The sequence below is a fragment of the Lysobacter sp. Hz25 genome (assembly GCF_046097045.1).
GTDB lineage: Bacteria > Pseudomonadota > Gammaproteobacteria > Xanthomonadales > Xanthomonadaceae > Lysobacter > Lysobacter antibioticus_B.
Genome location: NZ_CP175666.1, coordinates 231,574 through 255,188, shown reverse-complemented (window position 1 = coordinate 255,188; position 23,615 = coordinate 231,574). Strand labels below are relative to the sequence as shown.

The window sequence follows — 23,615 nt, the reverse complement described above, 5'->3', positions numbered from 1 at the left end:
GTAGGCGCTCGCGGGCGAACCCAGGCGCGAGCGGGCGCGTCGAACGCCGCCGGACGAGCGACGATACGCAGCCGCCGCATGCGGTACGGCGAACGGATGCGATCGGCATGCCGGGCGACGGTGTTCGGCCGATTCGCCCCCCTCGGCTGTCCCCTGCCGCCCGCACGCTGGGCGCCCCAACCCGACTAGACTGCAGCGTATGGATACGATCGCCGACACCGCCCCGACCGAACTCGCCGCCACCCGCGAGCGCCTGCGCACCGCCTGGCAGGCGCGCAAGCCCAACTACGCGCAACGCCGCGCCGACCTGCTCCGCTTGCGCGATGCCTTCCGCACCCGCGGCGCGGCGATGGATGCGGCGATCCGCGCCGATTTCGGCCATCGCTCCAGCCACGAGAACCTGCTCTCGGAGGCGATGATCACCCTGGCCGAGATCGACCACGCCCTGAACCATCTGCGCCGCTGGATGCGCCCGCGCCGGGCCGCGGTCGGCTGGCGCTTCTGGCCGGCGCGCGCCGAAATCCGCCCCGAACCGGTCGGCGTGGTCGGCATCCTGTCGCCGTGGAATTACCCGGTAAACCTGGCCCTGGTGCCGCTAGTGTCGGCCATCGCCGCCGGCAACCACGTCTATCTGAAGCCGTCCGAACACACCCCGCGCACCGCCCAGTTCCTGCGCGAATTGCTGGCCGAGGTGTTCCCCGAGGACCGCGTCGCGGTCGCGCTCGGCGGCCCCGAGATCGGCGCGGCGTTCTCGGCGCTGCCGTTCGACCACCTGCTGTTCACCGGCTCGACCGCGGTCGGGCGCAAGGTCATGGCCGCGGCCGCGCCCAACCTGACCCCGGTGACCCTGGAACTCGGCGGCAAGGCGCCGGCGCTGATCTGCGCCGACTACCCGATCGAACGCGCCGCCGCGCGCATCGCCAGCGGCAAATGGTTCAACGCCGGCCAGACCTGCATCGGCGTCGACTACGTGCTGGTCGACGCGGCACGCCGCGACGAACTGGTCGCGGCCCTGCTCAAGCAATTGAAAGAACGCTACGGCGACCTGGTCGCGCCGCAGGACTACACCCGCATCATCAACGCCAGCCAGTACCAGCGTCTGTCGGGTTATCTCGACGACGCCCGCGCACGCGGCCTGGACGTGGTCGAGCCCTTCGCCGACAGCGTGCCGCGCGAACAGCGCGTGGCCGAACGCATCTTCCCGCCGGCGCTGGTGATCGAGCCCGGCGCCGACGCCCAGGTCATGCAGCACGAGATTTTCGGGCCGATCCTGCCGGTGCTGTCCTACCGCACGCTCGACGAAGCCATCGCCCGCATCAACGCGCTCGACCGGCCGCTGGCGCTGTACCCGTTCGGCCACGACCGCGCCCAGATCGAGCGCATCCTCGCCCAGACCCTGGCCGGCGGCGTCACCGTCAACGACACCCTGCTGCATTTCGGCGCCCACGACCTGCCGTTCGGCGGCATCGGCCCGAGCGGCATCGGCGCCATCCACGGCCGCAACGGCTTCGACACCTTCAGCAAGCTGTTGCCGGTGTTCCATCAGCGCCGCCTCGCCGCCAGCGACCTGCTCAAGCCGCCGTACCGCGGCAAGATCGATGCGATGATCCGGTGGCTGGCGAAATAGCCGGCCTCGCTCCGACCCATGCCGGGTCGGAGCCCATCACGGATCGCATGCCATGGCCGGCTCAGTACCTCCCGCACCGAACGACCTGCCGCCCTCATCGCCGGCGCCCCGCCGCAGCCGCGCGGTGTTCTGGGTCGCGCTGGCGACCTTTCCGCTGGCCGCCTTCGCCTGGCTGGTCTGGGTGGTGCTGACCCGCGGCACCGAAGCCGCCGATTTTTGGGATTACTCCGACGCCGTCCTGACCGGTGCAGTGGTCGCCTTGTTGGTGCCCGTGCCGGTGTTGATCTGGGGCGGCCTGACCCGGCGCATCGGCCAGGCCTTGCTCGGCGTGACGATCGGCGCGGTCGTTGCGGTGTTCGCGCTGCCGCTGAGCTTGCATCTGACCCATGCGCGCCGGGCCCAGGCCTTCGAGGACAAGAAGGCGCGCTATGCCGAATTCGTCGCGACCGTGCGCAGCCACGACCACGCCCGCATCCGCAATGCGCTGCCCGCCTTGCCCGACGGCTTCAGCGCGCCGAAAGCGCTGTGCGCGCTCGGCGGCGGCGCCACCTACAGCTTCCAACGCTGGCTGTGGTTCGACGACCACGCCTACGGCGAGGCCTTGCCGAGCGCCGATCTGCTCGAAGCCGCCGCGGCCGTCGTCGACGGCGCCTGGCCGCGCCAGGAGAAACAGGCGGCGCTGCTGGTCTTGCTGCATTACCTGAGCGAACGCGACGAGCCCGCGCTGTTCCCGACCTGGGCCGGCCTGTGGCGGCGCACCCTGGAGCAGCCCGATGCCGCGCGCCCCCCGCTGCTCGCGTCCGACTACCGCGGCGATACCGGCACGTGCAGCGCCGCGCGCGACCCCGCCGACACCGCGCTCAAGCGCTGGCACGACGCCGGCCTGCGCGCATGGCTGCAGGCCGGTTTCGGCTTCAGCCAGGAACAGCGCGACCTCGCCCTGCGCGCGGTGCGGTCCAAGGCGATGCTGCAGGAACTGATCGCCGCCGACCCGGAGTTCGCGGCGATGTTGAGCGAGGCACGAAGCGAGGGCGCCGATGCGTTGTCGCACCTGAGCTATGAATTGTCGGAACTGCTCGACCGCGGCCCGGACCCGGCGGTGCCGGCCGAACTGGTCGAAGCCCTGCGCAAGGCCGGCGCCGACCCGCGCCGCTCCGAGCACGCGCGCAAACCCTGCGCGGTCTTCGAACTCAGCGAATCCGAACGCCGGCCGACGGTCGCGGACTCGGCCGCACGCATCGCCGCGGCCGCGCGCATCCATCAGGCCCTGTGCCCGCCCGACGGTTCGGCCCAGCCCGGAAAGGCCGCCGACGGCTCGAGCGCGAACGACCGCCGCGTCGGCACCGGCGAGACCGCCGAGGCCGACAGCGAGCGGCGCTGAGGCTACACTTGCCGCCATGAAAATCGTCAGCTGGAACGTCAACTCGCTCAACGTGCGCCTGCCGCATCTGGAACAGTGGCTCGGCACGTTCGCTCCCGACATCGTCGCGCTGCAGGAAACCAAGCTCGAGGACACGCGCTTCCCGGACACCGCGCTGGTCGGCGCCGGCTACCGCAGCGTGTTCGCCGGGCAGAAGACCTACAACGGCGTCGCCATTCTCTCGCGCGAAAGCGCCAGCGACGTGCAGATCGGCATCCCCGGTTTCGACGACGAGCAAAAGCGCGTCATCGCCGCCACCGTCGCCGGCCTGCGCATCGTCAATCTGTACGTGGTCAACGGCCAGGACGTCGGCACCGACAAGTACGCCTACAAGCTGCGCTGGCTCGACGCCGTGCACGCCTGGCTGCAGAACGAACTCGCCCGCCATCCGGACCTGATCGTGCTCGGCGATTTCAACATCGCACCGGAAGCGCGCGACACCCACGACCCTTCGGTGTGGAACGAGCACCACATCCTGACCTCGACCGCCGAGCGCGAAGCCCTGCAGCGCCTGCAAGCGCTCGGCCTGCACGACGCCTACCGCCTGCACAGCCAGGAAGAAGGCCAGTTCTCGTGGTGGGACTACCGCCAGGCCGGCTTCCGCCGCAACCTCGGCCTGCGCATCGACCTGACCCTGATCTCCGACTCGCTGCGCGCCCGCTGCATCGCAGCCGGCATCGACCGAGAACCGCGCACGTGGGACCGACCGAGCGATCATGCCCCGGCTTGGGTGGAGTTGGCTTGAGAATCGGGAATCGGGAATCGGGATTCGAAGAGCCCGGAGCCCGCTTCTGCGAATCCCTAATCTCTGATCCCCAATCCCGCCGCAACAAAAAAGCCCGGCCGAAGCCGGGCTTTTTTGTTGCGGCAATGCGTTGCGCTTAACGCACGCGTCCGCGACGGAACAGGTTCACGATCGCGAGCAGAACGATCGCGCCGACCAGCGAGAGCAGCAATCCGGACAGGCTGAACGCACCGCTGTTGATGGTACCGGCGCCGATGCCGAGCACGCCGCCCAGCCAACCGCCGAGGAACGCGCCGACGATGCCGACGATGATGTTGAGGAAGAGACCCTGCTGACCATCGGTCTTCATGATCATGCTGGCGATCCAACCGATGATGCCGCCTACTACCAGCCAAATGATGATACCGAGCATGTGCGTTCTCCTAGCGATTCTGATGAGCCCAAGGCGACACGATGCGCATGGTGCGAATCGCTGTCCCTCGTTCGGGGGCAGTTGCAGCATGAATCGGCGCACGTGACGGCGACGTCAGAAACCGCGCTTAGGAATGTGAAGAAAACGCTGCAGTGCAAGGCAAAAGCACACTGCGCCTGGGTATGGCTCACAAGGCTACGGCAGCGGCGTTTTGCTTCTCCCGATGAACGTCGCGATTCGCCGATGGTCGGTATCGATCCGGCATGGCCCGCACAGGCTCCGCGCGAAGCCCGCATGAAGCCATGGGTCGGTTTCGCATTCGCGCCGAGGCGTCTTGCAGCGCGATCACTCGGCGTCGCGGAGCATCGCCTCGACCGCGTGGCGCGGCAGCTTTCCGGTTTCGTTGCGCGGCAAGGCCTCGACGCGGCGCAACGGACGCGGCAGGAACACCGGGTCGATGCTCTGGCGCAGGGCCTGGAGGATCGAAGCTTCGTCGAGCGTGGGCGCGACCACCAGGGCGGCGATGCGGCGCACACCGAAGGCGTCGGCGGCATCGAGCTGGAACATGGCGCCGTCGAGCACGCCCTCGATCGCGAGCAGCTTGCGGGTGAGGTCGCCGAGCGAGGCGCGCTTGCCGGCGATCTCCAGCAAATCGGCGCTGCGCCCGCGCAGCACGAAACGTCCGTCGGCCTCGACTTCCATCAGATCGGCGAGGACCACCGGCTCGGACAGATGCGGCGCATGGATCGCGGTGCCGTCGGGTTGCGGACACACGCGCACGCCCGGCAACGGCGTCCACGCGGCCTCGCGCGCGGTGCGGCGACGGGCGAACACGCAGGTCTCGGTCGAACCGAATACTTCGCGCACTTCGCAGCCGTAGCGCGTTTCCGCCGCCACCGCGAGTTCGACCGGCAGCGGTGCGGTCGCCGAGACGATGCCGGCCAGCGGCGGCAGCTCGACGCCGGATTCGACCAGCGCGCGCAGATGCACCGGGGTGGTCACCAGCAAGGGCGGGGTCGGCGCATCGCCGAGCGCAAGTGCGACATCGCCCGGGAAAAACGGCCGATTTGCGTGCACCGCGACCGGGCCGAGCAAGGGCAGCAACACCGACATCTCCATGCCGTACATGTGCTGCGGCGGCACCGTCGCGACCAGATAAGTGACTTCGCCGGCGCGCAACAAGTCGCCCAGCGCGATCAGGTTCTGTGCGGTGCTGGTACGGAAGGCCTGCCAGCTCTTGGCATTGGGCTTGGGCTGGCCGGTGCTGCCGGAGGTGAAGCCGATCGCGAGCAAGGCCGCGGCCTGCGCGGTCAACGTGTCGCCGGCGTCGCGCGGCAGTTCGGTCGGCAAACGCAGATAACGCGGCGGCAGCGGATCGAGGGCGAGATCGCCGATGCAGTAGCTGTCGGGATAACGCGCGAGCACATCGTCGACCACCGCCGGCGCGCGCGAAGGCGGCAACAGATTGCCTTGCCCGCGCAAGGCCACCGCACACAGGGCGACCAGGAAGCGATAGCGGTTTTCGCACAGGTTGACCGCGTACTGCGCCGCCGGCAGCGTCGCCGCGAGCGCGCGCACTTCGGCCTCGAAACTCGCGCGATCGACGACGCCGTCGGGGCCGAAGGCCAAGGCGCGCCCGGGCGCACCCGCGACCAGCGCGAACGACTCGCCGCCGGGCGACGCAGGATCCTGGCTGAACGGAACAAGGCTCGGATCGATAACCGCTGACATCAAATAGATTTCCCGCGGCCTGAGGGCCGCTTCCAATGTGTTGCAACTTGCCCGGGCCCGCCTGATCGGCAGCTGACGGCCCCTTCGGACCCTCGCACCAATGCGATCGCACCGCGCCCCCGCGCTGTGCCGCCGCCACGAACCCGTACCCCAGGGTTTAGCTTACGCTGACCGGCCTGTTCCAGGCCAAAGCACACCTGTTCATGTCCCTGTCCGGCCGTTCACCTTCGCTAGTCGATACGTATTCGGAACGCTCCGACGGCCACGGTGTGCGCTGGACCTGGCTGCCGCACCGGCACGGCCGACCGGCCGAACCGGAAGCGCGCGAGTGGCTGGCCGGGCAGCTCGGCGATCCGGCCTTGTCGCTGACCCGCGACGGCCGCCAGCGTCCTCACCTGGACCCGCCGCACGATCGCTACGACTGCAATTGGAGCCACAGCGGCGAACGCCTGTTGGTCGCCCTGGCCCTGCAGGCGCGGGTCGGCGTCGACCTGGAGCGTCTGCAGCGACGGCCGCGCGCGCTGGAAGTGTCGGCGCGTTTCTTCACCGATCGCGAAACCGACTGGCTGCGCGCGCACCCCGATCTCGACCGCGCCTTCCTGCGCCTGTGGTGCGCCAAGGAAGCGGTGCTCAAGGCGCATGGCCACGGCCTGTCGTTCGGCCTCGACAAGCTGCGTTTCGAGGAACGCGACGCCAGGCTGCGCTTGGTCGAATGCGATCCGGCCCTGGGTCGGGCCGAGCAGTGGAGCTTGCGCGAGATCGAACCGGCGCCGGGGTATCTGGGCGCGTTGGCGTGGCGGCCGTTGGCGGAGTAGGCGACGCATCCAAAGGGCAGGAGCGACGCAAGTCGCGACCGCGCCCTTGCAGCACCCGCGCGACCGGCACCGCAGCCATCGTTCGTACCCCCGCCCACTGCTCCTGGCTGCGCCCGGCTCGGCCCATCGGCGATACTGTCGCCGATGAATACCCCCGTCTCCCTACCGCCCGGGCTGCGCAGCGAGCTCGAAGCCGGCCTGTCCGCGCTCGCCCTCGATCCGGCCCTGGCCGGGCCCCTACTGGACTATCTGGCCCTGCTTGCGCGCTGGAACCGCACCTACAACCTGACCGCCGTGCGCGACCCGCACGAGATGGTCGGCAAGCACCTGCTCGACTCCCTGGCCATGCACCCCTACGTCGAGGAACTCGCCGGCCGCGGCGGCGCCCTGGCCGACCTCGGCACCGGCGCCGGCCTGCCCGGCATTCCGCTGGCCATCGTCAAGCCCGGCCTGCGCGTGACCCTGGTCGAGAGCAACGGCAAGAAGGCCCGCTTCATGCGCGAAGCCCTGCGCCAGTTGGGTCTGAAGGACGCACGCGTGGCCGAGTCGCGGATCGAGGCCTTCGCCGAACCCGGCGCCTACGATGCGATCACCGCGCGCGCCCTGGCGACCCTGCCGCTGATCCTCGAACTCGGCGGGCACCTGCTCAAGCCCGGCGGCGTGCTGCTGGCGATGAAGGGCGTGCGTCCGGACGAGGAGATCGCCGCCCTGCCGGCCGGCTGGAGCGTCCGTTCGGTCGAACCGATGCGGGTGCCCGGCCTGGCCGCCGAGCGTCATATGGTGGTGGTCGGGCGCAGCGGCGAGGCGGCCGGCGCCTCCTGATCCCCGGTCCCCTCCCCGACTCCCGCCCTGGGGCATAATCCCCAGTCCGGCCGGCGCCAGGCGCCGTCCTCCTTCATGTCATCTCACCGTTACAGCAGGGGACGAGCCGCATGGCCCGCATCATCGCCGTCGCCAACCAAAAAGGCGGGGTCGGCAAGACCACCACCGCGGTCAACCTGGCCGCTGCGCTCGCGCGCACGCCCAAACGCGTCCTGCTCGTCGACCTGGACCCGCAGGGCAACGCGACCATGGGCAGCGGCATCGACAAGCGCCAGCTCGAGGATTCGATCTGCGATGTCCTGCTCGGCGAAGCCGACGCCGCCGCGACCATCGTGCGGGCGCCCGAGGACTTCGACCTGCTGCCCGGCAACATCGACCTGACCGCGGCCGAGATCACCCTGATGGGCGAGAGCGAACGCGAGCAGCGGCTCAAGCGCGCGCTGGCGCCGCTGCGCGGCAACTACGACTTCATCATCATCGACTGCCCGCCGGCGCTGTCGCTGCTGACCCTCAACGCGCTGACCGCGGCCGACTCGATCATCGTGCCGATGCAGTGCGAGTACTACGCACTGGAAGGCCTCAGCGCGCTGGTCGACACGATCGAGGCGCTCAAGGCCAACCTCAATCCTTCACTCGAAATCGAAGGCGTGTTGCGCACCATGTTCGACGTGCGCAACAACCTCGCCAACGCGGTTTCGGCCGAACTGACCAATCACTTCGGCGACCGCGTGTTCCGGACCATCGTGCCGCGCAACGTGCGTCTGGCCGAGGCCCCGAGCCACGGCCAGAGCATCGTCGGCTACGACAAGGCCAGCCGCGGCGGCATCGCCTACCTGGGCCTGGCCGGCGAGGTGCTGCGTCGCCAGCGCGAACGCGACCAGGCCGCCAAGACCGCCGCGCGCGCCGTCACTGCGGAGACCCCGGCATGAGTCACCCTGCCAAGAAGCGCGGCCTCGGCCGCGGTCTCGAAGCCCTGCTCGGCCCCAAGGCCGCCGCCGAAGCGCCGACCCTGGTCGAAGCCCAGCCCGGCGACCTGCTGCGCAACCTGCCGGTCGATTCGCTGAGCCCCGGCAAGTACCAGCCGCGCAAGCACTGGGACGAGGACAAGCTGGCCGAGCTGGCCGAGTCGATCAAAGCCCAGGGCGTGATCCAGCCCATCGTGGTGCGCGAGATCGGCGAGAAGGGCGGCAAGACCTACGAGATCATCGCCGGCGAGCGCCGCTGGCGCGCCTCGCGCCTGGCCGGGCTCGACGTGATTCCGGTGGTGATCCGCGAAGTCGACGACCGCACCGTGGTCGCGATGGCGCTAATCGAGAACATCCAGCGCGAAGACCTCAATCCGCTCGAAGAAGCCACCGCGCTGCAGCGGCTGATCGACGAATTCGACCTCACCCACGCCCAGGCCGCCGAAGCGGTCGGCCGCTCGCGCGCGGCGGTGTCCAACCTGCTGCGCCTGCTCGAACTGCCGAGCGAGATCCGCGTCCTGGTCGAAACCCGCGCCCTCGAAATGGGCCATGCGCGCGCCCTGCTCACGCTCGCGCCGCAGGCGGCGATCGCGCTCGCCCGCCAGGCCGCCGAGAACCAGTGGTCGGTGCGCGACGTCGAACACCGCGTGCAGCAGCTCGCCGCCGGCAAGGTGCCGGTGTCGGGCAAGCCCAAGCCGGCCAAGGCCAAGCCGCAGGCCGACATCGTTACCCTGGAACGCGAGTTGTCCGAATCGCTGAGCACCAAGGTCAACGTGCTGCACGGCCGCGGCGGCAAAGGCCGCCTGGTCATCCACTACACCGATCTGGATTCGCTCGAAGGCGTGCTGGAACGGCTGCGCGGCAAGGTCGAGGCGTAACTCGTCGCCGCTGCGTGCACCCTTACCGTTACCGCGTCGCGTTACAACTTCAGCATCCGCAGGCCGATCTGCGCGAGCTCGGCAGTTATCTGCATGCAGCGCCATCGCGAAGTTGGCAGGCCGGCGATCCGCGAGTCACACCCAAGGGCACGGTCCTGCCGGGCCTGCGCCAGGATTCGAGTTGGTCGGCGGACCTCACCCCAGGCGAGCACCCGGCGGACTCCCGGGAGGAAGATCTGGAGGCGTTCATAGAGCGACAGCTCGACCGCCTCAGCCCGCACGCCGGGCGGCTGCAGGCCCTGAATGCCGATGGCGGTCGCGCCGGATTCTTCATCGGCCTGTTCTGCGGCGACAACTCCGGCTTTGTATTGTCTCCAGCCTTGATGGCCAAGGCGGCCGCGCTTGGGGTCGAGCTGGGGTTCGATCTTTATCCACCCGAGCCGCCGAGCGCCGCGGCGAGTTGAGCACGGGCTCGATTCGTCCGGCATAGCCTGCGGGGACGAGGCGGGGCCGTCCTGTGACGCTTTACGGCGGCAGGGCCGGATCGATCCACTAAAATGCTGCGTCCATCTTGGCCGGACGCATCGCGCCGCCGTTCGACCGCCCGCCGTTCGACCGCCAATACCGACACCACCGAAAGGAGATTCGTATGAAATGGATTGCCGCCGCCACCTTGTTGCTGGCACCGGCCCTGGCCTTCGCACAGTCGGGCACCTGCCCCGAACTCAGCGACCCCAGCCTGAAATGGGGCGAACGCCAAGGCGCCAACTACACCATCTGCTACCTGGAACTGCCGTCGAGCCTCGGCGCCGGTTCCGGCCTGGGCGTATACCTCGGCCAGCGCAGCTTCAAGCCGGGCAAGAAGGCGCGTGCCGAGAAGGGCACGGTCGGCACCCAGGCCGTCACTTGGTATAAGAAGGCGACCGTCAACAACGCGCGCCCGTACTCGCGCGAAACCCAGATCAACCTGCCCGGCGCCAAGCCCAAGAGCAAGGTCAAGGTCTATGTCTGGATCGATGCGAGCAGCCAGGAACAGCTCGACGAGGCCTTCGGCCTGTCGAAGCAGATCGCGGTCCAGTAAGCGGCGCAGCGGTCCGCGACCTTCGTTGCCGGCGGCCGGCATGAGCGCCCCGCAACGACGTCGTCGTAACGCCCTCGGCCTCTTCGCCGCGGGCATTACGACCTCCTTCCGACAACGGTTCATCGAAACTCGGGCAAGCTTCCCTTCCTCTACCCCGTTGCAGTTCCCATGACCATCCTCGTCACCGGCGCAGCCGGCTTCATCGGCGCCAACGTCTGCCGCGCCCTGCGCGCGCAAGGCCAGGCGGTGGTCGGCCTCGACAACTACAACGACTACTACGACCCGCAACTCAAGCGCGACCGCGTCGCCGCGCTGTGCCCGGATGTCGACATCCGCGCCCTCGACCTCGGCGATCGCGACGGTCTGGCCGCGTTGTTCGACGAGGTCCGACCCGAGCAGGTGATCCATCTCGCCGCCCAGGCCGGCGTGCGTTACTCGCTGACCCATCCGCACGCCTACGTCGACAGCAACCTGGCCGGCTTCGTCAATCTGCTCGAGCTGTGCCGGCACCGCGAGGTGCGCCACCTGGTCTACGCCAGTTCCTCCTCGGTGTACGGCGATTCGGCGACGCCGCCGTTCTCCGAAGACCAGCGCATCGACCAGCCGCGCTCGCTGTACGCCGCGACCAAGGCCGCCAACGAGCTGATGGCGCATACCTACGCCCACCTCTACGGCCTGCACGCCACCGGCCTGCGCTTCTTCACCGTCTACGGCCCCTGGGGCCGGCCCGACATGGCGCCGTTGCTGTTCTCGCGCGCGGTCCTGGCCGGGCGCCCGATCGACGTGTTCAACCACGGCAAGATGCGGCGCGACTTCACCTACATCGACGACATCGTCGCCGGCGTGCTCGGCGCGCTCGCACACCCTTCCGAGCAAGACCCGCCGCACCGCGTGTTCAACCTGGGCAACCATACCCCGGTCGAACTGGAGCGCTTCATCGCGGTGATCGAGGAGGCCGCCGGCCGCAGCGCCGAGAAGGTCTACAAGCCGATGCAGCCGGGCGACATGATCGAGACTATGGCCGACACCGGCCGCGCCCGGGCGGCGTTCGGCTTCGAGCCGAGCACCTCGATCGAGCTCGGCCTGCCGCGGGTGGTCGACTGGTGCCGCGGTTACTTCGGCGACCGTGCCTGAGCCCATCGCCGGCGGTTGCGGCGGCCGCGGCCGGCCGGACCGGCGCTTCCCGGCGGCACCGTGACGATGTGAAGCTCCGGTTCGCCGCCGCGATGACACACTATCCTGGCTCCACCGCGCTCGCGGTCGGCGCCGACAAGAAGAACCTGAATCCCCTGCAGTTCCCTTCCCCTCGGGGGAGGCAGCCCGAAAGACCGGGCGCCCCGGCGGCAAGGGGGCGTGAGGTGCCGTCGCGTACCGGCGGTCGCGTCTGCACTCGCCCGCAGCGCGCCCGCCTTCGCCTGTCCTCTCCAGGGCGCAATCGCATCGAATCCATCGCGAGTTCCAAGCAATGACGCAAAGCCCACAACTGTCCGTCGTCGTACCGGTGTTCAACGAACAGGACAACGTCGCCCCGCTGATCCAGGAAATCACCACCGCCCTGCGCGGCCGCGCGCCGTCCGACGGCGGCGATTTCGAGATCGTCTACGTCGACGACCACTCGCGCGACGGCACCCTGGCGGCGCTGGAAGCGCTGAAAGCCGGCGTGCCCGAGCTGCGGGTGCTGCACCACCTCACCCAGAGCGGGCAGAGCACCGCGGTGCGCAACGGGGTGAAGGCCGCGCGCGGCGTCTGGATCGCGACCCTCGACGGCGACGGCCAGAACGACCCGGCCGACATCCCCAAGCTGCTCGCCAAGCGCGCCGAGTCCGGCGCCGAGGTGAAACTGTTCGCGGGCTGGCGGGTCAACCGCCAGGACTCGGGCAGCAAGCGCTGGGCCTCCAAGTGGGCCAACGCGATCCGCAGCCGCATGCTGCGCGACGACACCCCCGACACCGGTTGCGGCATCAAGCTGTTCGAGCGCGCCGCCTTCCTCGAACTGCCGTACTTCAACCACATGCACCGCTACCTGCCGGCGCTGATCCAGCGCGCCGGCTGGAAGACCGTGAGCGTGCCGGTCAACCACCGCGCCCGCAGCACCGGTGTGTCCAAGTACAACAACCTCAACCGCGCCCTGGTCGGCATCGCCGACCTGCGCGGCGTCGCCTGGCTGATCCGCCGGGCCAAGCTCACCGCGATCGTCGAACGCTGAGGCCCGCCATGGACTTCATGAACTCCCCGATCTCGTGGTTGGCCTGGACCGGTCTGCACATGTCGCCGTGGAAGCTGATCGGCCTGGTCGGCGCCTTCATGTTCGGCGGCCGCTGGCTGGTCCAGTTCATCGCCAGCAAGCGCCAGGGCAAGCCGGTGATCCCGCGCGCGTTCTGGTACATGAGCCTGGTCGGCAGCGCGATGACCCTGAGCTACTTCGTGTTCTCGCAGAAGCAGGACTCGGTGGGCGTGATCCAGAACCTGTTCCCGGCCTTCACCGCCGCCTACAGCCTGTACCTGGACATCAAGCACCGCGGCTGGCACCGCGACCGCAACGGCCACTGAGCGTCTCAGGCTGGCCTGCGACTGCCTGGACTCCAAGGGTAGGGGCGGCGCGAGCCGCGACCGCGCAACACCCCGAGCACGGCACCACCGGCCCGTAGACTCCGGCCCTGGCCCTCGAAACCTCTAGCCGGCCCCTCCGCCGCGACCTGTTACCCCATGGTCGCGGCTCGCGCCGCTCCTACCCAGGGCGTGGTACCGGCGGTGTCGCCCCCTGCGCGGCCCAAGTGCTTGTTCCGGCTTGCATTTGCCGGCATAATGCGCGGCTCGCTGCGTCCGGCTTGCCCTTAGGGGTATCCGGGCGGACCCCGGAAACGCGATTCCGGCCCGCCATGGTGCAGCGGTTTTCAATCCTGACCCGTGTCGCGTGGTGCAGCATTCGATCGAATGTCGGCATCGGGGCCGCCGCCTCCCTGGCCAAGGGAAGCACAGACCTTTTCGAGGTGCGTAATGTCCCGCGTATGCCAAGTATCGGGCAAGCGAACGACGACTGGTAACAACGTCTCGCATGCCATGAACAAAACCCGCCGCCGTTTCCTCCCCAACCTGCACGAGCGCCGTTTCTGGGTCGCCAGTGAGAACCGTTGGGTGAAGCTGCGTGTTTCCGCCCATGCCCTGCGCACCATCGACAAGAACGGCATCGACTCCGTTCTCGCCGAGCTCCGCGCCCGCGGCGAAAAGATCTGAGGAGGACTGACCCATGGCTTCCAAGCGCGACAAGATCCGCCTGATCTCGACGGCGAACACCGGTCACTTCTACACGACCGACAAGAACAAGAAGAACACCCCGGCGAAGATGGAGGTCAAGAAGTACGACCCCGTCGTTCGCAAGCACGTGATCTACAAGGAAGGCAAGATCAAGTGATGCAATGGCGCGTTCGCGCTTAGCGCGAACGCCTGTGCCATTGCATCATCCCCGCGAAGGCGGGGATCCAAAGCCTTCAGAAGAGAACCCGCCCCTGTGGCGGGTTTTCTTTTGCCCGGGAGTCGGGAGTCGGGAGTCGGGAGTCGGGAGTCGGGAGTCGGGAATCGGGAATCGGGAATCGGGAATCGGGAATCGGGAATCGGGAATCGATGATTCTCGCGTGCGCCGTCGAGACCAACGCTCTCGGCCGTCATCCCCGCGCAGGCGGGGGTGAATAGATACGCTTGCGAGCCACTGACTCGCGTATCCATGAACGCCAGGGCGTCATGCGCCCTGGCCGGGCCGCAGAGACTTCAGCGCATTGCTTCGATAGAGCCCTGGGTATTCGGCTTCGCCCGAGTAAAGCGGAGCCCGCCTTCGCGGGAACGACGGCAGGCGGATGACGCAGCAACTCTTCCAACCGCCGCAGCCGCTCGCGCACAGCCGTGCGGCGATCCGCACGGCTGTGCGGTCAGACGCAGCTCAGGGCACCACGTTGTTGAAGAACGACTTCACCTGCGGCCAGATCAACTGCATCTTCACGCCGCGGTTCGGCGCCTGCAGATTGCAGTTGCCGCCGAAGTGGTGCAGCGCGACGACCTTGTGCGAGGAGCGCGCCAGCACCGGCGAGCCGGAATTGCCGCCTTCGGTGTCGCAGTAGTAGCCGGCGTCGGTGTTGGTGCCGTAACCGTCGGCATCGGCGTCGATGACCTTGCAGCGGCCGCCGCCGTCGCGATCGCTCACCACCGACAACTCCTTCATGCGCGTGGCGGGATGACCGCTGATGTAGATCTCCTCGCCGAGCACCGGCTTGCGCACGTCCAGGCTCAGGTAACCGAAGCTGGAAATGGCGGCGAAGTTCTTCACCGTGAGCAGGCTGTAGTCCAGGGTCTGATCGGTCTTGAGCAACTTGTCGCCGGCGACCTTGGTCAAGGTGCCGCTGGTAGTGCCGGTGCAGGTGGTGGCCTGGTAGTTGAACCAGTACTCGGACGCGGCCACGTCGGCGGCGCTGTCGAGGCAGTGGTTGTTGGTGAAGATGCGGTTGTCGGCGCCCACGCGCCAGGCCGTGCACCACTTGGTGCCGTTGAGCAGGATCAGCGCGACCGGCTTGGAGCGCGCGACCGCGGTGGCGTCGGTGCCGGCATAGCAGGCGACCGGGCGGCTGTCCTTGACCCCGCAGATCGACTTGGCCGAGACGTCGCCGCCGAGCAGGCCGGCATCGCTCAACTCGCCCATCAACGCTTGCGGCAAGCCTTCGTCGTAACGGCTCACGCGCACGCCGTGCCGCGGCGCCCACGGCTCGGTCGGCGTGCCGACCAGGCGCAGCACCGCGGTGTTGCCGGCGATCGACATCGCGCCGAAACGGGTCTTGCCGTCCTCGCCGAGCGCGGCATCGACCGTGTGGCGACCCAGGTCGCCCTGGCGATAGCGATAGACCTCGGTGCCCTGCGGGTTCGACACCTGCAGGGTCACGCCCGCAGGCAAATCGAAGTGCTCGAAGTGCACTTTGATGAAGGCCGCATCGGGCGTGCCGATCCGCACCGGCTGCGACCATGCCGACTTCGACAGGCCCAGATGCGGTCCCAGCCGCAGGTCGACGGCGCGCGTCTGGCCGGCGGTCAGCGGCGCCGGGCGCGGGTCGGCGGCGAAGGCCGTGCTGGTCAACAAGCAGGCGCCGATCAGCAGGCCGAACGCCTGCGGCGAAATCCTTGCGATAGTCATGTCGTCTCCTGGATTGCGATCCGGCGCTCTCTGCGCGACTGCGAACGGCACGCATGCGCCGCGCATGAGCTTGCACAGCGCGAACGCCGCACGGGCGCCTCGCGCAACACCGAAACCGCATGCAAACGTGACCGCGATCGGATTCGGAGCGCGGATGTGCGGAACTTGGATCGAGCGCGCAGCGCGTGTGTGCGCATGAGCTGAATGCGATGCAATGGCGGATGGCGGATGGCGGATGGCGCCGCAATCGTGGGGCCACGCCGTTCCGACATCGCGATGCGATGTCGCTCCTGTAGGAGCGGCGTGAGCCGCGATCGTGGGATGGCTGATCGCGTCGCAATCGTGAGGCGTCGCGGTCGCGGCTCGCGCCGCTCCTACCCCTTAGGAACCGAGCAACCAGGAGATCGTGCGGCTTTTGTAGAAACGGCGTGAGCTGCGACCGCGCCAAATAAAGCACGGCGCGACCGGAAACTCCCTGTCGCGGCTTACGCCGCTCCTACAGGTGAAGCGCGACCCGCACGCGGGCCGCGCCTCATGCCGCATGGGCTCAGAACTGCAGGGCCCAACGGTCGATCTTGCCGACGTCCTGCGCTGCGTTGTCGTTGACGCGCAGCTTCCACACGCCGTTGGCCAGCTCGTTGACGGTCACGGTATAGGTCTGGTTGATGTTGTCGGCGCTGCCGCCGGTGCGGTTGTGCAGGTTGTAGAGGCTGCCGTCGGGCGCGACCAGGTCGACCTTCAGATCGCCTTGATAAGTGTGCACGATGGCCACCTCGACCCTCACCGTCTGCACGCTGCCGCTGATGCCGCTCACCGTGACCGGACTGTCGACGGTGGCGTTGTCGTTGATCGCATAGTCGGTGGTGTTCTCGAAGCGCGGCGCCGGCGTGCCGCCGCCGTCGCCGTCCGGCACGACGCCGCCGAAGTGGGTCGAGACCTGCGGCCAGATCAAGGAGAACTTCGCGCCGGAATTCAGGCAGCCGCCGAAGTGATGCAGGGCGATCGCCTTGCGCGTGGAGCGCGCGATCACCGGCGAGCCCGAGCTGCCGCCTTCGGTGTCGCAGTAATAACCGATGTCGGTATTGGTGCCGTTGCCGTTGACGTTGGCCGAATCGACGCGGCAGCTGCCGCCGCCGTTGCGGTCGTCGACGACGCTGAGTTCCTTCAGGCGTCCGCCCGGGTGGCCCGAGATGAACAAGCCCTCGCCCGCGGTCGCGGCGCGCACGTCGAGGCCGAGGTAACCGAAGCTGGAGATGGTCGCGAAGTTCTTGACCGTGAACAGCGTGTAGTCGAGCGTGGCATCGGTGCGCAGCATCTGGTCGCCGGCGACCTTGGTCACCGTGCCCTGCGCGCCGCCGCAACTGCTGAGCTGATAGTTGAACCAGAACTCGGCGCCGGCCACCGCCGCGGCGGTGTTGATGCAGTGGTTGTTGGTGAACATGCGGTTGTCGGGACCGACGCGCCACGCGGTGCACAGGCTGCCGCCGCTGCTGAGCATGCGCGCGACCGGGCGCGAACGATCGAAGGCGGTGGCGTCGCTGCTGGCGTAACACGCCGCGGCCTTCTTGTCGTCGACGCCGCAGATCGACTTGGTGCCGACCTGGCCGCCGAGCAGATTCGCATCCTGCAGTTCGCCGAGCATCGCCTCCGGATAACCTTCCAGATAACGCGTCACCACCACGCCGTGCCCGGAGTTCCACGGCTCGCGCGGCGTGCCGACCAGGCGCAGCACCGCGACCGGGCCGCCGATCGACATCGCCGAGAAGCTCAGGCGGCCGTCCTGGCCGAGGTCCTTGGCGACGGTGTAGCGGTCGCGCTGGGTGTTGCCGTAGCGATAGACCTCGCGGCCGTCGGGGCTGGCGACTTCGAGCATCACGCCTTCGGGCAGCGACAAGCGGTCGAAGTGCACCTTGATGAAGGCGGCGTCGGGCGTGCGGATTTCGACCGGCTCGAACGCGGCTTTGCCGCCGGCGCCCAGGCGCAGGTCGGTGCTGCGCTGCTCGGCGATCTTGAGCGGCGCCGGCGCGGGATCGGCGGCGACGGCTTCGGGGGCGAAAGACAGGGCCAGGCCCGTGGTCAGGGCGATGGCGAGCAGCGTGGGCGCGAAGAATTTCGTGGTTCCGGACTTCATTGCGGTTTCCCTCCTGGAGCGGCGATGGCGCACAGAGCAGTCGCAACGGCGGTCGGCCGCCGTGCGGACGGCGGCGCAGCGTCGCGGTGCAGACGCCGGGGGTGATGAGTCGGAGCGCACGGCGACGAGCCGGCGCCGCAGCACGCTCTCAGATCGCCCTGGCCAAAACCGTGATCGCAGTGGTTCCCTCCGCGGCCGTATCGCTGAACCTTGACCGCGGCCTCAGCGCGAGCGTGCCGGCGGCCCAGCGCCGGTTCGCGCCGGTCCGGCCCGACCCGCGGCCAAAGTCGAAGCCCTGCACCGGTCCGACCCGCGCGCGCAGGCCGTACACTCGACCGACTTCACCGATTCCGAACCCGCGCCCTTGATCCCAGGCTGGATTCTGCTGCTGGTATCGGCCGGCTACGTCGGCCTGCTGTTCGCGGTCGCCTATTACGGCGACCAGCGCGAACGCACGCCGCGCGCGCGCTGGCTGCGCACCGCGGTGTACTCGCTCGCGCTCGCCGTCTATTGCTCGTCGTGGACTTTCTACGGCGCGGTCGGCACCGCCGCGCGCACCGGCCTGGGCTTCCTGCCGATCTACCTCGGCCCGCTGCTGATGCTGGCGTTCGGCTGGCGCATCCTCGAACGCCTGGTGCTGATCTCCGGCGAACACCGCATCGTCTCGATCGCCGACTTCCTGTCCTCGCGCTACGGCCGCGCACCGGGCCTGGCCGCCCTGGTCGCCGCGGTCGCGCTGACCGCCGCGGTGCCCTACGTCGCCCTGCAGTTCAAGGCGGTGGCGATGAGCGTGGAAGTGCTGGCCGGGGTGCCGTCCGACGGCGGCCTACTCGCCGACCCGGCGTTCTACGTGGCGATGATGCTGGCGGTGTTCGCGATCCTGTTCGGCACGCGCCAGATCGACGCCACCGAACACCATCACGGCATGGTGCTCGCGGTCGCGCTGGAGTCGCTGGTCAAGCTGATCGCCTTCATCGCCATCGGCGTGTTCGCGTTACTGCACCTGCCCGGCCTCGGCAATTTCCCGCAACGTATCCAACAGGCGGCGCAGGTGGTGATCCAGCCCGGCCTGCCGGCCGGTTTCGTCACCCAGACCCTGCTCGCCTTCACCGCGATCATCTGCCTGCCGCGCCAGTTCCACGTCGCCGTGGTCGAGTGCCAGGACCCGAACGACCTGCGCGCGGCGCGCTGGCTATTCGGCGGTTATCTGGCGCTGATCACCGTGCTGGTGGTGCCGATCACCCTGACCGGCCAGGCCGTGCTCGCCGGCAGCGGCATCTCCCCCGACACCTACGTGCTGGCGCTGCCGCTGCAGTTCGACCAGCAGGCGCTGGCCTTGATGGTCTACATCGGCGGCTTCTCGGCCGCGACCGGCATGGTCATCGTCTCCAGCGTCGCGCTCTCGACCATGGTCAGCAACGATCTGGTGGTGCCGCTGCTGCTGCGCAGCGGCGCCTTGAACGAAAGCCAGGGCATAGACCGCCAAGTGCTGTGGGTACGGCGCATCACCATCGTGATGTTGGCGCTGATGGCCTATGCCTACCACCGCGGTTCGCTCGGCTCGAACGGTTTGGCCCAACACGGCCTGCTCGCCTTCGCCGCGGTCGCGCAATTCGCCCCGGCGCTGATCGGCGGCTTGTACTGGCGCGGCGCCAGCCGCTCGGGCGCGTTCTCGGGCCTGTTCGCCGGCACCGTGCTGTGGATCTACACCTTGCTGCTGCCGGCGCTCGCGCGCGGCGGCTGGATTCCCGATGCTTGGCTCGCGACCGGCCCGCTCGACATCGTCTGGCTGCGCCCGGAGCAGCTGTTCGGCCTGGTCGGTTGGGACCCGCTGACCCACGGCACCTTCTGGTCGCTGCTGTTCAACATCGGCGCCTTCCTGTTCATCTCGGTGCGGCAGCGTCCGCGCTTGCAGGACCAATTGCTCGCCGCGCCCTTCCTCGACCCCTATGTGCGCCGCCCCGCGCTCGGCCCCGGCGGTTGGGCCGGCAGCGTGCGCAGCGGCGAACTGCTGACCCTGGCCGAACGCATCGTCGGCGAACGCCATGCGCGCCGCGCCTTCGAGGACTACGCCCACCAGCAAGGCCGTGAATGGCAGCCGCTGCAACCGGCCGACCGCGCCCTGGCCCAGTTCACCGAACGCCTGCTCGCCTCGGCCATCGGCGCGGCCTCGGCGCGCCTCACCCTGACCAGCGCGCTGCGTGGCTCGGGCATGGAACTCGGCGAAGTGGTGGCCCTGCTCGACGAGGCCAACCAAGAGCTGCGTTTCAACCGCCAGGTGCTGTCGACCACCCTGGAGAACATCAGCCAGGGGGTCAGCGTGGTCGACCCGGAAATGCGCCTGGTCGCCTGGAACCGGCGCTATCAGGAACTGTTCGACTATCCCGACGGCATGCTCTACGTCGGCCGCCCGGTCGGCGACCTGCTGCGCTGGAACGCCGAGCGCGGCGAGATGGGCACCGGCCCGCTCGACGAACGCGCCATCGACGAACTGGTCGGCCGCCGCCTCGCCCACCTGCGCGCCGGTGCGCCGCACGTGTTCGAACGCGTGCGCGCCAACGGCCAGGTCATCGAGATGGTCGGCCGCCCGCTGATCGGCGGCGGCTACGTCACCAGTTACAGCGACGTCACCGACTACAAGCGCGCCGAACAGGCGCTGCGCGAGGCCAACGAGAACCTCGAACAACGCGTCGAGCAACGCACCCAGGAAGCCGAATCGGCGCAGCAGTCCAAGACCCGATTCCTCGCCGCGGTCAGCCACGACGTGCTGCAACCGCTCAACGCCGCGCGCTTGTTCACCACCGCGCTGCGCGAGAGCGACGACATCGGCGAACAACGGCGCCTGGCCGAACGCGTCGATGCTTCGCTGCGCGCCGCCGAAGACCTGCTCGACGGCCTGCTCGACATCTCGCGCCTCGACGCCGGCGCGCTGCGGCCCGAGCTGACCGATTTCGACGCCGGCGAGCTGCTGCGCGAACTCGCCGCGCAGTACGCACCGAGCGCGGCCGGGCGCGGCCTGGAACTGCGCGTGCGCCTGGCGCAAGCCTCGATGCCGGTGCGCAGCGACCGCCGCCTGTTGCGCCGCGCGCTGCAGAACTTCCTCGCCAACGCCTTGCGCTACACCCGCGAAGGCGGCGTGCTGATGGCCGCGCGCCTGCGCCCGCATCACGACCCCTCGCAACCGGGCCGCATCGAACTGCAGGTCTGGGACACCGGCCCCGGCATTCCCGAGCACCATCTGGAACAGATCTTCGACGAGTTCCGCCGCTTCGATCAGCCCGGCAGCGGCGGCGAGCGCGGCCTCGGCCTGGGCCTGTCGATCTGCCAGCGCATCGCCCGCACTCTCGACCACCCGCTGCGCGTGCGTTCGCAGATCCGCCGCGGCAGCGTGTTCTCGATCTTCGTGCCGCGCGGCCAGGCACTGCGCGCCCAGCCCGTCGTCGAACCGGCGAACTCGTCGGCGGCCGACTCGCTGTCCGGCCTGCGTGTGTTGTGCATCGACAACGACCGCGAGATTCTCGACGGCATGCGCGCCCTGCTCGACCGATGGGGCGCGACACCGCTGCTGGCGGCGACCGTCGACGATGCCCTGGCGCTGCTCGATCAAAACCCCGACGTCGCCCTGGTCGACTACCACCTGCACGACCGCCTCGACGGCCTCGCCACCATCGATGCCCTGCGCGAACGCCTCGGCATCGCCTTGCCGGCCGCACTGCTGACCGGCGACGGCAGCGACGCCCTCAAGCTCGCCGCGCGCGAACGCGGCTGCCGGGTGCTGACCAAGCCGATCAAGCCGGCCTCGCTGCGCGCGTTCCTGGCGGCGCAGAAACAGGCCGCGCAGGTCAGGCTGCGGCCGCCGCCTCAGATCGCCTGACCGCCCGATACCTCGATCCGCTGCGCGTTGACCCAACGGTTCTGCTCGGACAACAGGCTGGCGATCATCGGCCCGATATCGTCGGGCAAGCCGACGCGGCCGAGCGCGGTCATCTCGGCGAAGTGGCGGTTGAACTCCGGCGTGTCGCGCACCGCGCCGCCGAAGAAATCGGTCTCGATCGCGCCCGGCGCCACCGTGTTGACGGCGATGCCGCGGCTGCCGAGTTCCTTCGCCAGATACACCGTCAGCACTTCGACCGCGCCCTTGGCCGCCGCGTACGCCGACCAGCCCGGCGCCGAGAAGCGGGTCAGGCCGGTCGACAGATTGACGATGCGACCGCCGTCGGCGATCAGCGGCAGCAAGGCCTGGGTGAGGAAGAACACACCCTTGAAGTGGACGTCGACCAAGCGGTCGAACTGCGCCTCGGTCGTCCGCTCGAACGGCGCGTTGTCGCCGTGGCCGGCATTGTTGACGAGGTGATCGAAGCTTTCGCGTTGCCATGTGTCTTGCAAGGCGGTCCGCAGCGTCTGCACGAACGGCGCGAACGCGGCGACGTCGCCGGTGTCGAGCGGCAAGGCGACGGCCTTGCGCCCCATCGCCTCGATCTCGGCGACGACGGCGGCCGCGTCTTCGGCGCGGCGTTGATAGGTCAGAACGACGTCGCCGCCGTGGCGGGCGATGTTGAGCGCGGTGTTGCGGCCGAGCCCGCGGCTGGCGCCGGTGACGAGGGCGATCTTGTTCATGCTGCGAATCCTTGGGCGAATGAGGGCGCCACTATCGGACCGGCGGCCCACCGCCGGTTGCTGGAATCTCGGCGTTGTTTGCCTGATCCTCCAGGCTGTCCCGTGCCGCCGCAGCGACGGAGTAGGCTCGCCCCGTGACCACTCTTCTCGATACCGTCGGCCATTACGCGCAGGCCCATGCCGACCCGACCGGCCTGGCCCGCACTCCGATCCCCGGCCTCGCCGCGATACGCGCCACCGCGCCCAGCGGCCTGCTGCACGAAATCTCGCGGCCGTTGGTTTGCCTGGTCCTGCAGGGCAGCAAGCAGGTCACGATGGGCACCCAGACCTTCGCCTTCGGCGCCGGCGACTCGCTGCTGATCGCCGCCGACGTGCCGACGGTCAGCCAGATCACCCAGGCCAGCGCCGCCGCGCCCTACCTGTCCTTCGTGCTGGAACTCGATGCCGCCGTCATCGCCAACCTGGCGACGGAAATGCAGGCGGCGCCCACGGCCGAGCGCTTCCCGGTGCAGATCGAGCCGACCGACAGCGAAGTCGCCGACGCGGCCCTGCGCCTGATGCGCCTGCTCGACCGTCCCGCGTCGATGCCGGTCCTGCAAACGCAGTTGCTGCGCGAACTGCACTACTGGCTGCTGCTCGGCCGGCACGGCGCGGCGATCCGCCGCCTGGGCTGGCCCAACAGCAACGCCCAACGCGTCGCCAGAGCCGTGACCGTGCTGCGCGCCGAGTTCGCCCAACCACTGCCGGTGGAACGCCTCGCCGCGGCCGCCGGCATGAGCCCGTCGTCGTTCTACCAACACTTCCGCGAAGTGACCTCGCTGTCGCCGCTGCAGTTCCAGAAACAACTGCGCCTGATCGAAGCCCGGCGCCTGATGCTGTCGGAAGGCGTCAGCGCCAGCAGCGCCGCCTTCGCGGTCGGCTACGAAAGCGTGCCGCAATTCACCCGCGAATACGGCCGTGTATTCGGCCTGCCGCCGGTGCGGGATACGCAGACGGCGAAGAACAAGGCGCGGACGGTGACGTGAGTTCGGGCGGGTCCGCTTTGCGTTGGCGATTCGCCCGGCCTTTCGTTCTGGCCTCGTCCTGCCCTATCGCTGTCGTCTTAGCTCGCGAGACAGGCCGATGCTCTAGTGAGAAGTCACGGGGACTTCATCGCCGAAAGCCAATGGCGCCGCAGCTGCGGCCGTCGGAGAATGTC

Annotated in this window: 21 protein-coding genes; 16 read left to right on the top strand and 5 right to left on the bottom strand. The window is 68.9% G+C overall.

Translation table 11 applies throughout. The features are described from left to right. Nucleotides 1-199: 199 nt before the first annotated feature. The 3 genes from ACKN61_RS01065 to xth are packed head-to-tail and all read left to right on the top strand — an operon-like array spanning nt 200 to nt 3,792. Complete coding sequence (locus ACKN61_RS01065; protein ID WP_408951911.1) at nt 200-1,627, top strand: coniferyl aldehyde dehydrogenase; 1,428 nt, start codon at nt 200-202, stop codon at nt 1,625-1,627. 52 nt (nt 1,628-1,679) lie between these two features. Continuing rightward, nucleotides 1,680-3,008, top strand: a complete 1,329-nt coding sequence (locus tag ACKN61_RS01060) for a hypothetical protein (protein ID WP_408951910.1) — start codon at nt 1,680-1,682, stop codon at nt 3,006-3,008. 16 nt (nt 3,009-3,024) lie between these two features. Continuing rightward, nucleotides 3,025-3,792 (top strand): exodeoxyribonuclease III, encoded by a 768-nt coding sequence (gene xth, locus ACKN61_RS01055; RefSeq protein ID WP_408951909.1) that lies wholly within the window; start codon nt 3,025-3,027, stop codon nt 3,790-3,792. Nucleotides 3,793-3,928: 136 nt separating this feature from the next. Here xth and ACKN61_RS01050 read toward each other — a convergent pair whose 3' ends face one another. Further along, the gene (locus ACKN61_RS01050) at nt 3,929-4,204 is read right to left on the bottom strand and encodes a GlsB/YeaQ/YmgE family stress response membrane protein (protein ID WP_031370668.1); all 276 of its coding nucleotides are present in this window, start codon (nt 4,202-4,204) and stop codon (nt 3,929-3,931) included. Nucleotides 4,205-4,549: 345 nt separating this feature from the next. Then, nucleotides 4,550-5,860, bottom strand: coding sequence for an AMP-binding protein (locus ACKN61_RS01045; RefSeq protein WP_408953740.1), 1,311 nt, complete (start codon nt 5,858-5,860; stop codon nt 4,550-4,552). A 278-nt stretch (nt 5,861-6,138) separates the two neighbouring features. On the opposite strand from ACKN61_RS01045, the gene ACKN61_RS01040 reads away from it, so the two are divergent. The 11 genes from ACKN61_RS01040 (at nt 6,139) to rpmG (ending at nt 13,908) form a co-directional block, all read left to right on the top strand. Beyond that, nucleotides 6,139-6,750: a 4'-phosphopantetheinyl transferase family protein gene (locus tag ACKN61_RS01040; protein ID WP_408951908.1), complete on the top strand. Its 612-nt coding sequence runs from the start codon at nt 6,139-6,141 to the stop codon at nt 6,748-6,750. Between the two features lie 144 nt (nt 6,751-6,894). Then, a complete protein-coding gene (gene rsmG, locus ACKN61_RS01035) occupies nt 6,895-7,572 on the top strand; it encodes a 16S rRNA (guanine(527)-N(7))-methyltransferase RsmG (protein ID WP_408951907.1) in 678 nt (225 codons plus the stop codon). A gap of 110 nt (nt 7,573-7,682) precedes the next feature. Continuing rightward, nucleotides 7,683-8,501 (top strand): ParA family protein, encoded by an 819-nt coding sequence (locus tag ACKN61_RS01030; protein WP_223619267.1) that lies wholly within the window; start codon nt 7,683-7,685, stop codon nt 8,499-8,501. Beyond that, nucleotides 8,498-9,415, top strand: coding sequence for a ParB/RepB/Spo0J family partition protein (locus ACKN61_RS01025; RefSeq protein ID WP_408951906.1), 918 nt, complete (start codon nt 8,498-8,500; stop codon nt 9,413-9,415). The genes ACKN61_RS01030 and ACKN61_RS01025 overlap by 4 nt, the downstream gene beginning before the upstream one ends. Nucleotides 9,416-9,429: 14 nt before the next feature. Beyond that, nucleotides 9,430-9,879: a DUF4279 domain-containing protein gene (locus ACKN61_RS01020; RefSeq protein ID WP_408951905.1), complete on the top strand. Its 450-nt coding sequence runs from the start codon at nt 9,430-9,432 to the stop codon at nt 9,877-9,879. A 185-nt stretch (nt 9,880-10,064) separates the two neighbouring features. Beyond that, complete coding sequence (locus ACKN61_RS01015; protein WP_408951904.1) at nt 10,065-10,496, top strand: hypothetical protein; 432 nt, start codon at nt 10,065-10,067, stop codon at nt 10,494-10,496. Nucleotides 10,497-10,664: 168 nt separating this feature from the next. Further along, on the top strand, nt 10,665-11,630 hold the full coding sequence (locus ACKN61_RS01010) for an NAD-dependent epimerase/dehydratase family protein (RefSeq protein WP_408951903.1): 966 nt from the start codon (nt 10,665-10,667) through the stop codon (nt 11,628-11,630). A 331-nt stretch (nt 11,631-11,961) separates the two neighbouring features. Then, entirely contained in the window at nt 11,962-12,702 is a 741-nt protein-coding gene (locus tag ACKN61_RS01005; protein WP_408951902.1) for a glycosyltransferase family 2 protein, read from the top strand. 8 nt (nt 12,703-12,710) lie between these two features. After that, nucleotides 12,711-13,046 (top strand): lipid-A-disaccharide synthase N-terminal domain-containing protein, encoded by a 336-nt coding sequence (locus tag ACKN61_RS01000; protein ID WP_408951901.1) that lies wholly within the window; start codon nt 12,711-12,713, stop codon nt 13,044-13,046. A gap of 447 nt (nt 13,047-13,493) precedes the next feature. After that, entirely contained in the window at nt 13,494-13,730 is a 237-nt protein-coding gene (gene rpmB, locus ACKN61_RS00995; RefSeq protein WP_031370657.1) for a 50S ribosomal protein L28, read from the top strand. 13 nt (nt 13,731-13,743) lie between these two features. Then, nucleotides 13,744-13,908, top strand: coding sequence for a 50S ribosomal protein L33 (gene rpmG / locus ACKN61_RS00990; RefSeq protein WP_031370656.1), 165 nt, complete (start codon nt 13,744-13,746; stop codon nt 13,906-13,908). Nucleotides 13,909-14,430: 522 nt separating this feature from the next. On the opposite strand, the gene ACKN61_RS00985 is transcribed toward rpmG, so the two are convergent. Together ACKN61_RS00985 and ACKN61_RS00980 are read right to left on the bottom strand one after the other, a co-directional pair. Further along, nucleotides 14,431-15,669 (bottom strand): trypsin-like serine peptidase, encoded by a 1,239-nt coding sequence (locus tag ACKN61_RS00985; RefSeq protein WP_408951900.1) that lies wholly within the window; start codon nt 15,667-15,669, stop codon nt 14,431-14,433. A gap of 547 nt (nt 15,670-16,216) precedes the next feature. After that, nucleotides 16,217-17,800 (bottom strand): proprotein convertase P-domain-containing protein, encoded by a 1,584-nt coding sequence (locus ACKN61_RS00980; protein WP_408951899.1) that lies wholly within the window; start codon nt 17,798-17,800, stop codon nt 16,217-16,219. Between the two features lie 364 nt (nt 17,801-18,164). Here ACKN61_RS00980 and ACKN61_RS00975 point away from each other — a divergent pair, with 364 nt between their 5' ends. Then, entirely contained in the window at nt 18,165-21,674 is a 3,510-nt protein-coding gene (locus ACKN61_RS00975; RefSeq protein WP_408951898.1) for a NahK/ErcS family hybrid sensor histidine kinase/response regulator, read from the top strand. Here the strand turns inward: ACKN61_RS00975 and ACKN61_RS00970 are convergent. Continuing rightward, a complete protein-coding gene (locus tag ACKN61_RS00970) occupies nt 21,662-22,417 on the bottom strand; it encodes an SDR family NAD(P)-dependent oxidoreductase (protein ID WP_408951897.1) in 756 nt (251 codons plus the stop codon). The genes ACKN61_RS00975 and ACKN61_RS00970 overlap by 13 nt on opposite strands. A 134-nt stretch (nt 22,418-22,551) precedes the next feature. Here ACKN61_RS00970 and ACKN61_RS00965 point away from each other — a divergent pair, with 134 nt between their 5' ends. Beyond that, entirely contained in the window at nt 22,552-23,442 is an 891-nt protein-coding gene (locus tag ACKN61_RS00965; protein WP_408951896.1) for an AraC family transcriptional regulator N-terminal domain-containing protein, read from the top strand. Nucleotides 23,443-23,615: the final 173 nt, after the last annotated feature.

Bases quoted from the DNA above. Each gene is read 5' to 3' on its own strand.
- ACKN61_RS01025 (WP_408951906.1), top strand. From the start codon at position 8,498: ATGAGTCACCCTGCCAAGAAGCGCGGCCTCGGCCGCGGTCTCGAAGCC.
- ACKN61_RS01065 (WP_408951911.1), top strand. From the start codon at position 200: ATGGATACGATCGCCGACACCGCCCCGACCGAACTCGCCGCCACCCGC.
- ACKN61_RS00970 (WP_408951897.1), bottom strand. From the start codon at position 22,417: ATGAACAAGATCGCCCTCGTCACCGGCGCCAGCCGCGGGCTCGGCCGC.
- ACKN61_RS01000 (WP_408951901.1), top strand. From the start codon at position 12,711: ATGGACTTCATGAACTCCCCGATCTCGTGGTTGGCCTGGACCGGTCTG.
- ACKN61_RS01050 (WP_031370668.1), bottom strand. From the start codon at position 4,204: ATGCTCGGTATCATCATTTGGCTGGTAGTAGGCGGCATCATCGGTTGG.
- ACKN61_RS00980 (WP_408951899.1), bottom strand. From the start codon at position 17,800: ATGAAGTCCGGAACCACGAAATTCTTCGCGCCCACGCTGCTCGCCATC.
- rsmG (WP_408951907.1), top strand. From the start codon at position 6,895: ATGAATACCCCCGTCTCCCTACCGCCCGGGCTGCGCAGCGAGCTCGAA.
- ACKN61_RS01030 (WP_223619267.1), top strand. From the start codon at position 7,683: ATGGCCCGCATCATCGCCGTCGCCAACCAAAAAGGCGGGGTCGGCAAG.
- ACKN61_RS01015 (WP_408951904.1), top strand. From the start codon at position 10,065: ATGAAATGGATTGCCGCCGCCACCTTGTTGCTGGCACCGGCCCTGGCC.
- ACKN61_RS00985 (WP_408951900.1), bottom strand. From the start codon at position 15,669: ATGACTATCGCAAGGATTTCGCCGCAGGCGTTCGGCCTGCTGATCGGC.
- ACKN61_RS01040 (WP_408951908.1), top strand. From the start codon at position 6,139: ATGTCCCTGTCCGGCCGTTCACCTTCGCTAGTCGATACGTATTCGGAA.
- rpmG (WP_031370656.1), top strand. From the start codon at position 13,744: ATGGCTTCCAAGCGCGACAAGATCCGCCTGATCTCGACGGCGAACACC.
- xth (WP_408951909.1), top strand. From the start codon at position 3,025: ATGAAAATCGTCAGCTGGAACGTCAACTCGCTCAACGTGCGCCTGCCG.
- ACKN61_RS01060 (WP_408951910.1), top strand. From the start codon at position 1,680: ATGGCCGGCTCAGTACCTCCCGCACCGAACGACCTGCCGCCCTCATCG.
- ACKN61_RS01005 (WP_408951902.1), top strand. From the start codon at position 11,962: ATGACGCAAAGCCCACAACTGTCCGTCGTCGTACCGGTGTTCAACGAA.
- rpmB (WP_031370657.1), top strand. From the start codon at position 13,494: ATGTCCCGCGTATGCCAAGTATCGGGCAAGCGAACGACGACTGGTAAC.
- ACKN61_RS01010 (WP_408951903.1), top strand. From the start codon at position 10,665: ATGACCATCCTCGTCACCGGCGCAGCCGGCTTCATCGGCGCCAACGTC.